Raw genomic sequence first — 13234 nt, forward strand, 5'->3', positions numbered from 1 at the left:
GCGCCATGCAAGCGCAGCAAATTATCGAACAGCTTAAACTGGAAGCCCACCCCGAGGGCGGCTATTTCAGGCGCAGCTTTACCCACCCACAAACCACTGGCGACGGCAGTGCGCAGCGCCCGCTGATGAGCAGCATCTATTATTTGCTCACCGCCGACAGCGCCACCGGCTACCTGCACCGCAATCGCAGCGGCATCCTGCATTTTTGGCAGGGCGGCTCCCCCCTTCACTACACGCTCTTGAAGGAAAACGGTGATGTTGAGCACCTTGTCATGGGGCCAGACCTCGAAAAGGGACAGCATCTGCAGCTCTATGTGCCCGGCGGATGGTGGAAAGCCTCCCAGCTCAAAGAAGGCGACTACGGCTTGATCTCCGAAGCGGTTAGCCCGGGCTTCGACTACCGCGACCATGAATTTGCCAACGCCGGCGACATTCAGGCAGGCTATCCACGGCACTGGCAATCTCTGCTTCAACTAGTGCGGCCCTAGGCAGCGAACACAGGACTCTGTATGAATACGGCGAGACAAGCCATCGATGAACTGATTTCACAGCTGGCCGAGCAGGGCTACATCGCCAGCGAGCAAATCGCGACCACCCTGCACCTTGCCCGCGCGCTCCAGCGCCCTATTCTGATTGAGGGGCCGCCCGGCGTTGGCAAGACCGAGCTCGCCAACGCCAGTGCGGCGATGCTCGAGTTGCCGCTGTTTCGACTGCAGTGCTACGAAGGTTTAGACGAAAGCAAGGCGCTGTACGACTGGAAATACAGCAAGCAACTGCTCTATGTGCAAGTGCTAAAAGAGCAGCTACAAGGCATTCTTGGCGGCGCCAACGACCTATCCGCGGCCGTAGAACGCCTGCACAACTTCGATGACATTTTCTACTCAGAGCGGTTTCTGGAACCTCGCCCTCTGCTCAGCGCTCTGCAAAGCGATGACGGCGCTGTATTGTTGATCGATGAAATCGACAAAGCCGACTACGAATTTGAATCACTGCTGCTGGAGATCCTCGCCGACTTCGCGGTCACCCTGCCCGAAATTGGCACCCTGCGCGCCAAACACAAGCCGCTGGTGCTATTGACCAGCAACAATACCCGCGACCTCAGCGATGCACTCAAGCGACGCTGCCTGCACCTGTACATCCCCTTTCCCGAAGCAGAGCTCGAGAGCCGCATCGTGCAAAGCCGGGTGCCAGACGTCGCCGACAGCCTGCGCCAACAGCTGGTCACGTTTGTGCACGGGGTTCGTCAGCTCGACCTGAAAAAACAACCGGCCATCAGCGAAACGATCGACTGGGCGCGCAGCCTACTACTGCTGCATGCCGACAACCTGTCCGCCGCACTGGTTGATGACAGCCTGAATGTGCTGCTGAAATACGAGGAAGATATCAACATCGTGCGGCCTGAAATCACCCGTCTACTCAGCCAGCGTTACTAAAGCGACGTGGAAGCCACCTTACTGCAGTTTATTCGCCACCTGCGTCATGCCGGGGTCGGTATTTCCACCGCAGAAACGCTAGACGCCATGCAAGTCGCTGTCAGCCTTGGCTATGGTGATCGCCAGCTTTTACACGACGGTTTGGCGAGCTGCCTGGCGAAGTCAGAGGAGCAACGCCAGTTGTTCAGCCGCTGCTTCGCCCAGTTCTTTGACCTGGCAGAAACACCCAACGACACCACACACACCGTCGACCCAGAGGCCCCACAAGACCGCAGTGCCGACGGCGAAACCGCCGGCGAGGGCGAGGGCCAAGGGCAGGGTGGCGGTGGCGGCATGGGCAGCGATGCACTGCGCGCGGAGCTGATGCGCGCCGCGGGCGAAGTCGACCTGGCCGCAATGCAATACCCCACCCAACGCGGCATATACCGCCGCCGCATCCTCGATGCCCTCAATGACAGCGGCCGCCGCGAGCGTATCGCCCAATTGGCCGGTGGCAGCCCAACAGAGCAACAACAGTCACGGTGGCTGGAACGCGAGCGGGAAACGCAACTGGCACAACTCGGCGAACTGCTAGACCGGCAGTTATTGCTCAACAACAATGCCGCTACCCGCGAGTTTCAAGAAACCTTAATGCGCGATAGCCAGCTGTCGGCACTGGACACCTACTACCGCGACCGCCTGCCGCCGCTGATACGCAAGCTGGCCAAAAAACTGGCCGCCAAGCATCGACAGCGTTATCGGCGCGCTAAGCGCGGCCGCTTAGACCTCGGCAAGACCTTGCGCCGCAACATCGCACTCGGAGGGGTTCCCTTCCACCGCTATTGGAAAAGTACCCGCCGCGAAAAAAGCGAAATTTTTGTGCTGTGCGATCTCAGTGGCTCGGTTAGCAGCTGGTCGCAAGTGCTAATGCTGTTTATGCAGGCCCTGGCCGACGTGCTCCCCAACACACGCAGCTTTGTTTTCTGTGGCGAAAGCGTTGAAGTCAGCGAGCTATTCCGCCAGCACGATGCCGACGAGGCCCTCGCGATTATTCAACAGCGCCACGGCATGGGCAACAGCGACTACGGCCGCGCGCTGAACAGCTTTCGCCAGTTAGTTGAAGAGCGCGTCAATCGTCGCAGTACCATCATTATTCTCGGCGACGGCCGGGGCAACGGCGGCGACACCGGCATTGCCGCACTGCGTGAACTCTACCACCGCGCCCGCCTGGTGCTGTGGTTCAACCCAGAATCCCAGAGCCGCTGGAATACGGGTGACTCGGAAATACGCCGCTACCAGACGGCGTGTCACTACGTGGCGGAATGCGGCTCACTGCGCAAGCTCGAGCGTTTGCTGGACGAGCTGCTGACACTGATTCGGTAAAAAACGGCAAATATTGCCATTAGTTTCGCAAGCAGTCGTGCCGAGCGTGAACAAACTGTTTACTATTAGCTCCGCCGACAAGCAGGAATCCGCGAGTCATCATGAATAAGTTCAAGCACTTTATCGGCCAGTCTTTTATTGGCGGCATCCTTGTTATCGCCCCGATTGTTATCCTGCTGCTGGCATTACGCTGGGCGGTAAATGCCGTGCAAAGTTTGATCGCGCCGCTCACCGAGCCACTGGTGAAAATTAGCGGTGCGCCACCTGCTTTGATTGATGTTGTTGTTATTGCACTGATTTTATTCGCCTGCTTTGTGGTGGGCACCTTGGTCGCCACCAGTGCGGGTCGCTTCGCTCAGGGCTTTATCGACCGCCACCTGTCACGTTTCGCCCCCGGCTACCGGCTGATCCGCGACATCCTTCAGCAGATGTTTGGCAACGACAGCAACTCGCCCTTTACCCGCGGCGAGGTCGCCATCGTTCAGCTCTACGGCCGCGACGTTCCCACCCAGGCTACCGCCATCGTCACCAGTCGCCACGACAATGGCTGGTTCAGCGTATTCGTTCCCACTGGCCCCAACCCCACCTCGGGCTTTGTATACCACCTGCCCGGTGATTGCGTTACCTTGCGGCCCGATATAAAACTCGACGCAGCATTTAAATCCATTATTGCCTGTGGCGCCGGTTCCGCTGAATTGGGCGTGTGCCGCAATAACGACTTACCACGCAGCGCAGAGTAGGACCCAGCATGAGCCCCCAGCGCCTGACGATGCCCGTCGTCAAGGTCTGCAGCTTTACCATCGCCGTCTTCGGCCTGAGCCTGATGCTGCCACTGGCCACCGCATGGATTTACAGCAGTGACAACGCCGCAGCCTACACACTGGTGCTGCTCGTCTGCGAAAGCCTGGCACTGGCTGGCGCCATGGCCACCTGGAATTACCAGATTCACGCGCTCACGCCGCGCCATATGTTCTTAATTACCAGCGTGAGCTGGCTGCTGATGTCCCTGCTTGGTGCCTTGCCGCTGCTGTTAACCGACACGGTGTTCAGCCTTAGCGATGCCGTTTTCGAGTCGACATCAGGGCTGACGACAACCGGTTCGACGGTGCTTACCGGCCTGGACAATCTGCCCGCCGACATCCTGCTGTGGCGCTCAATGTTGCAATGGATAGGCGGCCTCGGCGTTATTGCCATGGCCGTGGCGATACTGCCGTTCTTACGCGTTGGCGGGATGCGCCTTTTTCAAACAGAGTCCTCTGACTGGTCAGACAAAGCGCTGCCGCGCGCCAAGACGATGATCAGCCGGATCATCTATTTTTACCTGGTACTCACCGCGCTGTGTTCCGGCGCTTATATGCTGGCCGGAATGGACAGCTTCCACGCCATTAACCACGCGATGACCACGCTATCGACTGGCGGCTTTTCCACCTCGGATAATTCCTTCGCTCAGTTCGACGACCTGGGAAGCCACTGGGTGGCGATTGTGTTTATGATGATCGGTGCGCTGCCGTTCACCCTTTATGTGCAATCGCTGTCACAACGGCGCTGGCTATTGTGGAAAGATCAGCAGCTGCGCGGCTTCGTATTGATCGTCATCGCTGCCTGTTTAGTCCTCAGCCTCTACCAAATACTGGTTAATCATCAGGCGCCGCTGCGCGCCCTGACACTGTCCAGCTTTAACCTTATCTCGGTAATCAGTACGACCGGCTTTGCCAGCGGTGACTACAGTCACTGGGGGCCATTTGCCGCCGCGCTGTTTTTCTTCGCGACGTTTATGGGTGGTTGCTCGGGCTCGACCAGCGGCGGGGTGAAAATGTTTCGCTTCCAGCTGCTCGCCATTAGTCTGAAGGAATCGCTGTCGCGGGCCCTGCACCCCCGCGCGGTCGTACCTAGACGCTACAATGGCCACAAAGTAGACGATGCGATTCTTCTGTCATCCGTTGCCTATTTATTTGTCATGCTGATCAGCCTGATGCTGATTACCTTATTGCTCAGCTTCAGTGGCGTCGATTTCGATACTGCGCTCACGGGCGCCAGCACCGCACTGATGAATGTCGGCCCGGGGCTGGGGGAATTGATCGGGCCAGCGGGCAACTTCGCCAGCCTGAGCGATACCAGCAAGTGGATTCTAAGCGTGGGAATGCTGCTCGGACGCTTGGAATTTATTACCGTGTTGGTGCTGTTTACCCCGGCCTTCTGGCGCAGCTAAGCTTCACCGCGGTCAAAACTCAGGCGAACCAACTCACCGCCAGCGGCACAAACAGGGCTGTGAACGCGCCCGTCAGGCACAGCGCCAAACTGGCAAAGGCACCGGCCACCGGACTGCGTTCGAAGGCGCGCGAGGTACCAATGGCGTGGGCTGCCAGCCCCAGGCAGAAGCCCCACAAACGGTCATCTCGGATATCTAGCCGCTCAAACAACCAGCTGATTGTGGTGATACCCGCCACCCCGGTGAGAATCACCGATCCAACGGCAACCGACGTAATACCGCCAATTTCTTCAGTCACCGTAATCGCGATCGGCGTGGTGATCGACTTGGTCATCAGCGACAGCAGCGTTTCCTGTGTCGCCCCGAGCCACCACGCTAACAACAACGCCGAGGCGCACGCAAACGTCGCCCCAAAAAACAGCGTCACCAATAAGGGGCCAGCAAGCTCGCGGAGCAGGGGTAATTGCCGATACAGCGGCACTGCCAATGCAACCGTGGCGGGCCCCAGCAAAAAGTTGAGCCAGTTAATATCCTGGTAGTAGGCAAAGTAATCAAGCTGCAGGGCTTTTAAGGCGACAGCAATCAATACGGCCCCGCTAATCGTCGGGTGCAACATCGCCATTTTGCCACTGCGAGTGTAGGCCCACATTGCGCATTGATAGGCCAACAAGGTTAATGTCAGCCCAAACAGCGGGGTGTGCATCAGCTCAGTCATGGCCTTGCTTCCGACCGCGCGTTAGCATTTTCAATAACAGGCCGCAGGCAATCATCGTCAGCACGGTGCCAACACTCACCGCGGCAATAAAACCCGGCCATTGATCCGCAAAGCCAGCGCCAAGGAAGAACACGCCGGCCGCCGGTGCCATCAACAGCATCGGCAGCAACTCAATCAACCGCTGACTACCTTGACTCAAGCCCTCGGGTACCGCGTCATCGCGCAGCGCGCCGCGCACACACAGCAGAATAAACAGCAAGAACATGCCCAGCACCTGCCCCGGCAAGGGCAAGCCCAGCACCCGCTGCAGCCATTCACCGGCTAATTGGCAGGTAAATAAGGTGAGAAATCCCGCCAGCATTAACGGCGTACCCAGGGCAGCGCGCTCGCCACGGCGGCCAAGGCCAAACCGACAAAGGCGATCAACGACCAGGTTGGCATGCTCAGCCCGAACATGGTCCAGACCACTTCTGCGCAGTTGCCATCGCCCATCAGCAGTGTGCTGAACGCCTCGCTCATTGGCAGATTCTCAAACATGTATTCCAAACTCGGACCACAAGCCGGTACTTGTTCCGGTGGCAGCCCTTGCAGCCAGATTTGCCGATAGGCAAAACCGCCGCCCGCGGCACAGCTGACCAACATGAGGCCGCTGGCAATATAACGTCCCAGTTGTTGTGGGTGGAAGATCAGCGCCATCACCGCAACAACGCCGGTGAACACAAAGAAGGCCCGCTGGGTAATGCACAGGGGGCAGGGGTGCAGGCCATCAACGTACTGGGTATACAGCGCGTAAGCCAGTAAACCGGTGCAACAAGCAAAGATGAAAAAGTAAATCCAGCGTGAGCTGATGGCCATGATAATTCCCTTGTTGTGGTTAGCTGCCGCCGGTTCCGCTCGGCAAGTCAGGCGGTAGCTCCGTTGGCAAATTCGTCGCTGAGCTGAGCGAGCAGGCGCGGGTACAAGGTCAGAAAACTGGCTTCGATCTCACCCTGCATAGACGTCAGGATCGGCCCGCAGTCACTGAGCGGATTATCCCGCTGCAAACGGCGGGCGATGCGCGCTAGCGTACGCTCGATATTATGCCAGTCTTGCAGCGAGCACAGAACATTGTATTCGGCCAGAAAACGGCTCTGGCGCCGCGCGGCTTGAGGAAAGTGCCGACTGTCTGCCTGCAATTGTTGGTAACACTGCTCGCTAAACGCCGCCAACGCCTGGGGCGCTGTATCCAGCCAGTCAGCCTGCCAATGGCGACTCAAGAAGTGGTCGTAGCACACGTCCAGGGCAATGCCGCCGTAGCGTCGAAAGTGGGCGGGGAAAGCGCGCAGGCACTGGCGCGTGGCGGGATCGCTATCGGTGAGCGCATCAATGCGCCGATGCAGGCGAATTCCCTGTTCCCAGTGGCTGGGATACTCGCCCTTCAGCGGCCCTTTTACATGATCCCCTAACAGCGCGCCGACTAGCAGGCCGTGATCGGCCTCTCCACGTCGACGACGGATGACGTCGGCAATATGGAAGTGGGCGAGGAAGTTCACAGGGCTTTATATTGCTGGTAGAAACGCGCCAGATAATCCTCGAAACTGCCACTATTCTCCGACTCAATCTCAGCCTGCTGGGCCTGCGACTCCACTTTAAGGCCAGCGAAACGGCTGACCTCAGAGGGCTGGAGCGGTGACTGCTTAAAACGCTCAGCGTGCTCCTGGGACTGGCGCAAAGCAAAGTGGAAGAAGCTGCCATCGCGCTGCTGGATTTCGTCGAGAATGCGCGCTGAAGGCGTTAGCGCAGGGTTGCGCAGCTTGGCTCGCTGCGCGGCGCAGCTTTCCCGGTAGTGTGTTTCACCGTGCGCCCGGTCAAGCTGCTCGGCGAGCGCGTCAATATCATCGAGCAGGGATTCTCCCCACTCTACTAATAAACGCTGCTCACCCGCCTCGCCGGTCAAAGTCAGGCCGGGCTTGCGCCCCTCGTTAACCACTTTTAACAGATTATCGGTGATCGCTGCATTGGCGTCATCGTCACACAGGTCGCTGTTTTGGCACAGGCAGAACAGCAGGAAAGCATCGATAAAGCGCACCTGCTGCGCATCGATACCCAGAGGCAGTAGCGGGTTCACATCCAAGCAGCGAACCTCGATGTATTCCACGCCACCGCGACGCAGCGCACCCAGCGGAATCTCGCCGCTGTCGGTCACCCGCTTGGGACGAATGGGGCTGTAGAACTCGTTTTCGATTTGCAGCAGACCACTGCTCAGCTGTTCATTGGCGGGAATGCGTTCGTAATCTGCATGCGAGGTGGTAATGGCGTTGCGCAGGGTGTCGATATAAAAATCGAGGTGGTTGTAGCAGATATCGAGGTTCTTCTGGGCATTACTCTGATAACCCAGATCTCCCATTCGCAGCGAGGTCGCATACGGCGCATACAGCGTGTGCTCACCCCACTCCTGGAGATTGTGGCTCTGGCCATTCACAAAACACTTAGACACCGCTGGGGCGGCGCCAAACAAATAAATCAACAGCCAGGAGTAACGGCGAAAATTACGAATCAGCGCAAAATAGCTGTCGGTAATAAAGTCCTTGTCGGCTTTTCCCTCACCGCCCTGAAGCTGAAAGAGCGCATCCCACAGCGCTGGCGGCAGCGAGAAGTTGTAGTGGATACCCGCGATGGTTTGCATTTTCCGGCCGTAGCGATGGCCCAGACCAAGGCGGTAGCGGGTTTTCATAGTAGCGGAATGGCTGCTGCCGTATTGTGCAACCGGAATGTCGTCGCTGGCTGGCAGACGGCAGGGCATGCTGGCATTCCACAACATCTCGTCGCCAAGACTACCGCTGGCAAAGCGATGAATGCTGTCTAACTCAGCCAGTGTTTCCTCTATGCTCTCGCTCACCGGCGTGATGAATTCCAGCAGCGCTTCAGAAAAGTCCGTCGTGATTGACGGATGGCAGAGCGGTGAACCAAAGGCCTCGGGATGAGCGCTGCGCGATAACAGGCCGTCGCCATCCATTCTCAGGCTTTCCTTTTCGATACCGCGACGGATCGCTCTCAGTAGACTGTGCTGCGCAGGCTCGGCAAGAAAAGCCAGCCTTTGCTCAAAACGTGTAGCCAATACTCTATCCTCGGCGGGGCGCGAAAAGGCCAAACAGTGTAATTCCGCCACCTATTGTGAACAAGCTTTGCCGCAAACGGGATTGCCAGCCCCGCAGCGGCCTGTTAAAAAATGACTTTTCGCACACCAAAAGAGAACACCGCATGAGTCTTCCCCAAGCCGGCATTTTTGTCGAAGGCAGTCATCGTCATATCTTTCTCGAATTTGAATTGTTAGACGCCACCAGTGACGCGGCGTTACAGGCATCGTTGGCAAACGCCATAGGCGCCCTTCAAGACCTCGACGGCCGCCAGCTCAACGTCGTTTGGGCCTTCGGCGCAGACTGCTGGCAGCGGCTGGGTCGCTCTCAACCCGCCGGGCTGAAACCCTTCAGCGCGGTCGGCAATGGCGCCGTCGCCGCCCCCGCCACACAGCGCAGTATTTTACTGTGGCTCAATGGAGACGAATACAGCGCATTGTTTGACGCCGCCATGAAAGCCAGCGAATTACTGACGGACGTGGCTGCCGTTTCCCTTGAGATAAACGGCTTTCTGTACAAAGACTCCCGCGATCTCAGTGGCTTTATCGATGGCACCGAAAACCCGAAAGGAGAGGGCCAGCGCAAAGTCGCACTGATCCCCGAGGGCCAACCCGGCGCCGGCGGTAGCTTTGTGCTCTCGCAGCAGTGGCAGCACAATTTGAAGCACTTCCGCGCAATGTCGCAACACGAGCAGGAAAAGGTGATCGGTCGCACCAAGCCCGACAGCGTCGAGCTGAAAGGAGATGCCATGCCGGACGACTCACACGTGAGTCGCAGCGATGTGAAGATCGATGGCGTGGCACAAAAATTATATCGACGCAGCGTTCCCTATGGCGGAGTCTCTCAGCACGGTCTTTACTTCCTGTCTTTTAGCTGCGAGATCGAGCGATATGACCACATTTTAGCGAGCATGTTTGGCAAAGCCGACGATGGCATTGTGGATCGCTTGAATGATTTTTCGACGCCGCTAACCGGCAGTTACTGGTTTGCACCGTCGGCGGCGGAACTTTCTGATTTGGCGTCTGACTAAGATTACGAAGTCTCCTACTCTAGGTATGATTAGGGCGCCCCAAGCGGCGCCCCTTTTTTTGCCTGCTAAACCCCCTCAGCCTCTGACAACGCCCCCGCCATTGCCCCGCGGATACTGGCGACCATCGCCCGCACCGCCTCCATACGCGAATAGTTCGGCCTGACCAACAGACAGATTTCCCTACTCGGCGGCGGCGTACCAAAAGGCACGTAATGCAGGCCCTGATCTTCGTCGGCGGGGCGCACAGCGAGCTGTGGCATCAAGGTAATACCCAGACCACTGGCGACCATATAGCGCAGGGTTTCCAGGCTGGTAGCCTGAAAGCGTTGGTCCTCTTTCGCTCCTGCTGAAAAGCAATAGTCTAAGGTTTCATCACGCAGGCAGTGGCCATCTTCCAAAGTAAGCACTAACTGACCATCCAGATCAGAGAGCGCAGCGCGATCCAGTTTTGCCAGCGGTGTATGGTTTGGCGCCGCCAACACCAAGGGCTCACGGTAGAGGTTGTAGCGCTCCACATTTTCGATGCTGTCCAGCCAGGACAAGATCACCACATCGAGTTTGCCGTCATCCAACTGTTGCAACAGAACATGCGTCTGGTCTTCGTGGAGATAAAAATTCACCTCCGGCAAGTCCCGCCCCAGTGGCCCCATAATATGGGGCAGTAAGTAGGGCGCCACGGTGGGGATCAGGCCTAGGTGGAAGTCACCCGACAGCGGTGCCGACAGTGCCCGCGCACTGTCCTCAAAGTCTTCAGCAGCGCGCAGGACGGCCCGCGCGCGCCCAATCAAGGCCTCGCCCGCGGGCGTCAGCATCACTCGCTTACGGTGGCGTTCAATCAGCACCAAACCGATCTGCTCTTCCAGTTTCATAATTTGCCCGCTCAGCGTCGGCTGACTGACAAAACACGCCTCGGCCGCACGGCCAAAATGCTGGTGGCGCGCCACTGCATCGAGGTACTGCAAATCGCGAAGTTTAACCATGACTCCTCCTTGCTTTAGCGCAGCATACCATAGGATTTATCTATTAAAATAATCATTACGATCGATTAGATCGCATTTAAATCCCTGAGTAGACTCACTCCTGTCTTCACATTTTCGACGCTAAACAATACAGGAGAGCACTATGTTCCCAACGATTATCAACAGTAAAGTACAGCCCTTCACGGCGACCGCCTTCCACCAGGGTGACTTCATCGACGTTAGCGATGCCGACCTGAAAGGCAAATGGTCGGTCGTGATGTTCTACCCGGCCGACTTCACCTTTGTCTGCCCCACCGAACTGGGCGATATGGCTGACCACTACGCGCAGCTGCAAGAGATGGGTGTTGAGGTTTACTCCGTATCCACAGACACACACTTCACCCACAAAGCGTGGCACGACAGCTCCGACACCATCGGCAAAATCCAATTCCCGATGATCGGCGACCCCACTGGCAAGATCTCGCGCAACTTCGGCGTAATGATCGAAGAGGACGGCCTGGCCCTGCGCGGCACCTTCGTAATTAACCCCGAGGGAGAAATCAAGGTTGCCGAACTGCATGACCTGGGTATCGGCCGGTCAGCCAAAGAGCTGGTTCGCAAGGTGCAGGCAGCACAGTACGTCGCCGAACACGATGGCGAAGTCTGCCCAGCAGCTTGGCAGCCTGGCGAAGATACGCTGTCACCGTCGCTGGACCTTGTCGGCAAAATTTAAGGCCACACCGGCCCCAAACGGGGCCGCTCTTACCGACTCAATCTACAGGGGCCACTATGTTAGACCTGAAAATGAAACAGCAACTGGCAAACTACTTGGAAAACCTGAAAACGCCGGTAGAGCTGGTCGCCTACCCCGGCCAGGGCGAGGCCTCCCTGCAACTGGAGGCACTGATTCAAGATATCGATAGTCTTTCCAGCGAAATTCGCGTTCGTCGCGATACCCATGCCGACGTCCGCCGCCCTGCCATGGGCGTGCGCCCAGCAGCCGGCGACACCGAAATTCGCTTTGCCGGTTTACCTCTGGGGCACGAGTTCACCTCGCTGGTGCTGGCCATTCTTCACAGCGGCGGCCACCCAATGAAAATTGACCCGGCGCTGATAGAACAAATCCGCGACCTGGACGGCGATCTGCACTTCGAAACCTATATTTCACTGAGCTGCCAAAACTGCCCCGATGTCGTTCAAGCGCTGAACATGATGGCGGCCATCAACCCCAACATCCGCCACGAGATGATCGACGGCGCACTTTTTCAAGATGAGGTCAGCGAGCGCAACATCATGGCCGTGCCCTCGGTGTTGTTAAATGGCGCGCCGTTTTCACAGGGCAGGATCAGCCTTCAAGATATTTTGCAGAAGGTCGACAGCAATGCCGGAGAACGTCGCCGCGCCCAGCTGGCCGATAAAGATGCCTTCGACATGCTGGTTATCGGCGGTGGCCCCGCCGGTGCATCGGCAGCCATCTATGCGGCGCGCAAAGGCATCCGCACGGGAATTCTGGCCGAGCGATTTGGCGGCCAGCTGATGGATACCGTCGGAATTGAGAACTTTGTCTCGGTGTCAAAAACCGAGGGACCAAAATTGGCGGCGAACCTGGAAGCGCACGTCAGTAGTTACGACGTCGATATTATGGAGGGGCAGCGTGCCCACGGCCTCAGCACAGACCAGCAAGGCCTTATCCACGTTGATATCGGCGACGGCATGGCGCTGCGCAGCAAATCGGTGATGCTCGCCACGGGTGCCCGCTGGCGTGAAATGAATGTTCCCGGCGAACAACAGTACCGGGGCAAAGGTGTGGCCTACTGCCCACACTGCGATGGCCCCTTGTTCAAGGGTAAGTCGGTAGCCGTAATCGGTGGTGGCAACTCCGGCGTTGAAGCAGCCATTGACCTGGCTGGCATTGTCGAGCATGTCACGGTGTTGGAGTTTGACACTACCCTGCGCGCCGACGAGGTGCTGCAGCGCAAAGCAAACTCCATGGCGAATATCGAATTTATCCTGAACGCGCAAACCACCGAGGTACTCGGCGATGGCGAGCGTGTAACCGGCCTGCGATATACCGACCGCAATTCCGGCGCGTCGCGCGAGCTTGCACTGTCGGGCATTTTTGTTCAGATCGGCTTAGTGCCCAACACGGAATTCCTGCAGGACAGCGTGGCGCTCAGCGAACGCGGCGAAGTGATCACTGGCGACCGTGGCGAGACCTCAATGCCCGGCGTGTTCGCGGCTGGCGACGCAACCACCACCCCCTACAAGCAGATTGTTATTGCCATGGGGGACGGTGCCAACGCCGCTCTCGGTGCATTCGACTACTTGATTCGTCAATCGGTAAGCGATGCGCAAGCCGACGGCGACCGACACCAAGCTGCCTGATTCTCCCACCCTGTGCGACACCCCA

Annotated in this window: 14 protein-coding genes; 8 read left to right on the top strand and 6 right to left on the bottom strand. The window is 57.9% G+C overall.

Annotated features, from left to right (window positions below; all coding sequences use genetic code 11):
- Positions 1-5 precede the first annotated feature (5 nt).
- The 5 genes from H573_RS0105045 (at position 6) to H573_RS0105065 (ending at position 5004) form a co-directional block, all read left to right on the top strand.
- Positions 6-488: a cupin domain-containing protein gene (locus H573_RS0105045; RefSeq protein ID WP_027873309.1), complete on the top strand. Its 483-nt coding sequence runs from the start codon at positions 6-8 to the stop codon at positions 486-488.
- 21 nt (positions 489-509) lie between these two features.
- Entirely contained in the window at positions 510-1433 is a 924-nt protein-coding gene (locus H573_RS0105050; RefSeq protein ID WP_027873310.1) for an AAA family ATPase, read from the top strand.
- A 6-nt stretch (positions 1434-1439) separates the two neighbouring features.
- The gene (locus H573_RS0105055; RefSeq protein WP_027873311.1) at positions 1440-2795 is read left to right on the top strand and encodes a VWA domain-containing protein; all 1356 of its coding nucleotides are present in this window, start codon (positions 1440-1442) and stop codon (positions 2793-2795) included.
- Between the two features lie 101 nt (positions 2796-2896).
- Positions 2897-3535: a DUF502 domain-containing protein gene (locus H573_RS0105060; protein ID WP_027873312.1), complete on the top strand. Its 639-nt coding sequence runs from the start codon at positions 2897-2899 to the stop codon at positions 3533-3535.
- An 8-nt stretch (positions 3536-3543) separates the two neighbouring features.
- Positions 3544-5004 carry a TrkH family potassium uptake protein gene (locus H573_RS0105065; RefSeq protein ID WP_154653838.1) on the top strand — a complete coding sequence of 487 codons (1461 nt, stop codon included), beginning with the start codon at positions 3544-3546 and terminating at the stop codon, positions 5002-5004.
- 19 nt (positions 5005-5023) lie between these two features.
- Here H573_RS0105065 and H573_RS0105070 read toward each other — a convergent pair whose 3' ends face one another.
- From H573_RS0105070 to gshA, 5 genes are read right to left on the bottom strand one after another with little or no spacing between them, the layout of a single operon-like run.
- Entirely contained in the window at positions 5024-5719 is a 696-nt protein-coding gene (locus H573_RS0105070; protein ID WP_027873314.1) for an LrgB family protein, read from the bottom strand.
- A complete protein-coding gene (locus tag H573_RS0105075) occupies positions 5712-6080 on the bottom strand; it encodes a CidA/LrgA family protein (RefSeq protein ID WP_027873315.1) in 369 nt (122 codons plus the stop codon). The genes H573_RS0105070 and H573_RS0105075 overlap by 8 nt, the downstream gene beginning before the upstream one ends.
- Positions 6080-6574 carry a disulfide bond formation protein B gene (locus H573_RS0105080; protein ID WP_027873316.1) on the bottom strand — a complete coding sequence of 165 codons (495 nt, stop codon included), beginning with the start codon at positions 6572-6574 and terminating at the stop codon, positions 6080-6082. The genes H573_RS0105075 and H573_RS0105080 overlap by 1 nt, the downstream gene beginning before the upstream one ends.
- Positions 6575-6621: 47 nt before the next feature.
- Complete coding sequence (locus H573_RS18865; RefSeq protein WP_051171029.1) at positions 6622-7251, bottom strand: acyl carrier protein phosphodiesterase; 630 nt, start codon at positions 7249-7251, stop codon at positions 6622-6624.
- The gene (gene gshA, locus H573_RS0105090; protein ID WP_027873317.1) at positions 7248-8816 is read right to left on the bottom strand and encodes a glutamate--cysteine ligase; all 1569 of its coding nucleotides are present in this window, start codon (positions 8814-8816) and stop codon (positions 7248-7250) included. The genes H573_RS18865 and gshA overlap by 4 nt, the downstream gene beginning before the upstream one ends.
- Before the next feature lie 143 nt (positions 8817-8959).
- On the opposite strand from gshA, the gene H573_RS0105095 reads away from it, so the two are divergent.
- A complete protein-coding gene (locus H573_RS0105095; protein ID WP_027873318.1) occupies positions 8960-9865 on the top strand; it encodes a Dyp-type peroxidase in 906 nt (301 codons plus the stop codon).
- A 65-nt stretch (positions 9866-9930) separates the two neighbouring features.
- Here H573_RS0105095 and oxyR read toward each other — a convergent pair whose 3' ends face one another.
- Positions 9931-10845, bottom strand: coding sequence for a DNA-binding transcriptional regulator OxyR (gene oxyR, locus H573_RS0105100; protein ID WP_027873319.1), 915 nt, complete (start codon positions 10843-10845; stop codon positions 9931-9933).
- A 142-nt stretch (positions 10846-10987) separates the two neighbouring features.
- Here oxyR and ahpC point away from each other — a divergent pair, with 142 nt between their 5' ends.
- Both ahpC and ahpF read left to right on the top strand, forming a co-directional pair.
- Positions 10988-11557: an alkyl hydroperoxide reductase subunit C gene (gene ahpC, locus H573_RS0105105; protein ID WP_027873320.1), complete on the top strand. Its 570-nt coding sequence runs from the start codon at positions 10988-10990 to the stop codon at positions 11555-11557.
- A 56-nt stretch (positions 11558-11613) separates the two neighbouring features.
- The gene (ahpF, locus tag H573_RS0105110; protein ID WP_027873321.1) at positions 11614-13209 is read left to right on the top strand and encodes an alkyl hydroperoxide reductase subunit F; all 1596 of its coding nucleotides are present in this window, start codon (positions 11614-11616) and stop codon (positions 13207-13209) included.
- The last annotated feature ends 25 nt before the right edge of the window (positions 13210-13234 follow it).

This window comes from Neomelitea salexigens DSM 19753 (assembly GCF_000422345.1).
GTDB classification, from domain to species: Bacteria; Pseudomonadota; Gammaproteobacteria; order Pseudomonadales; family Spongiibacteraceae; genus Spongiibacter; species Spongiibacter marinus_A.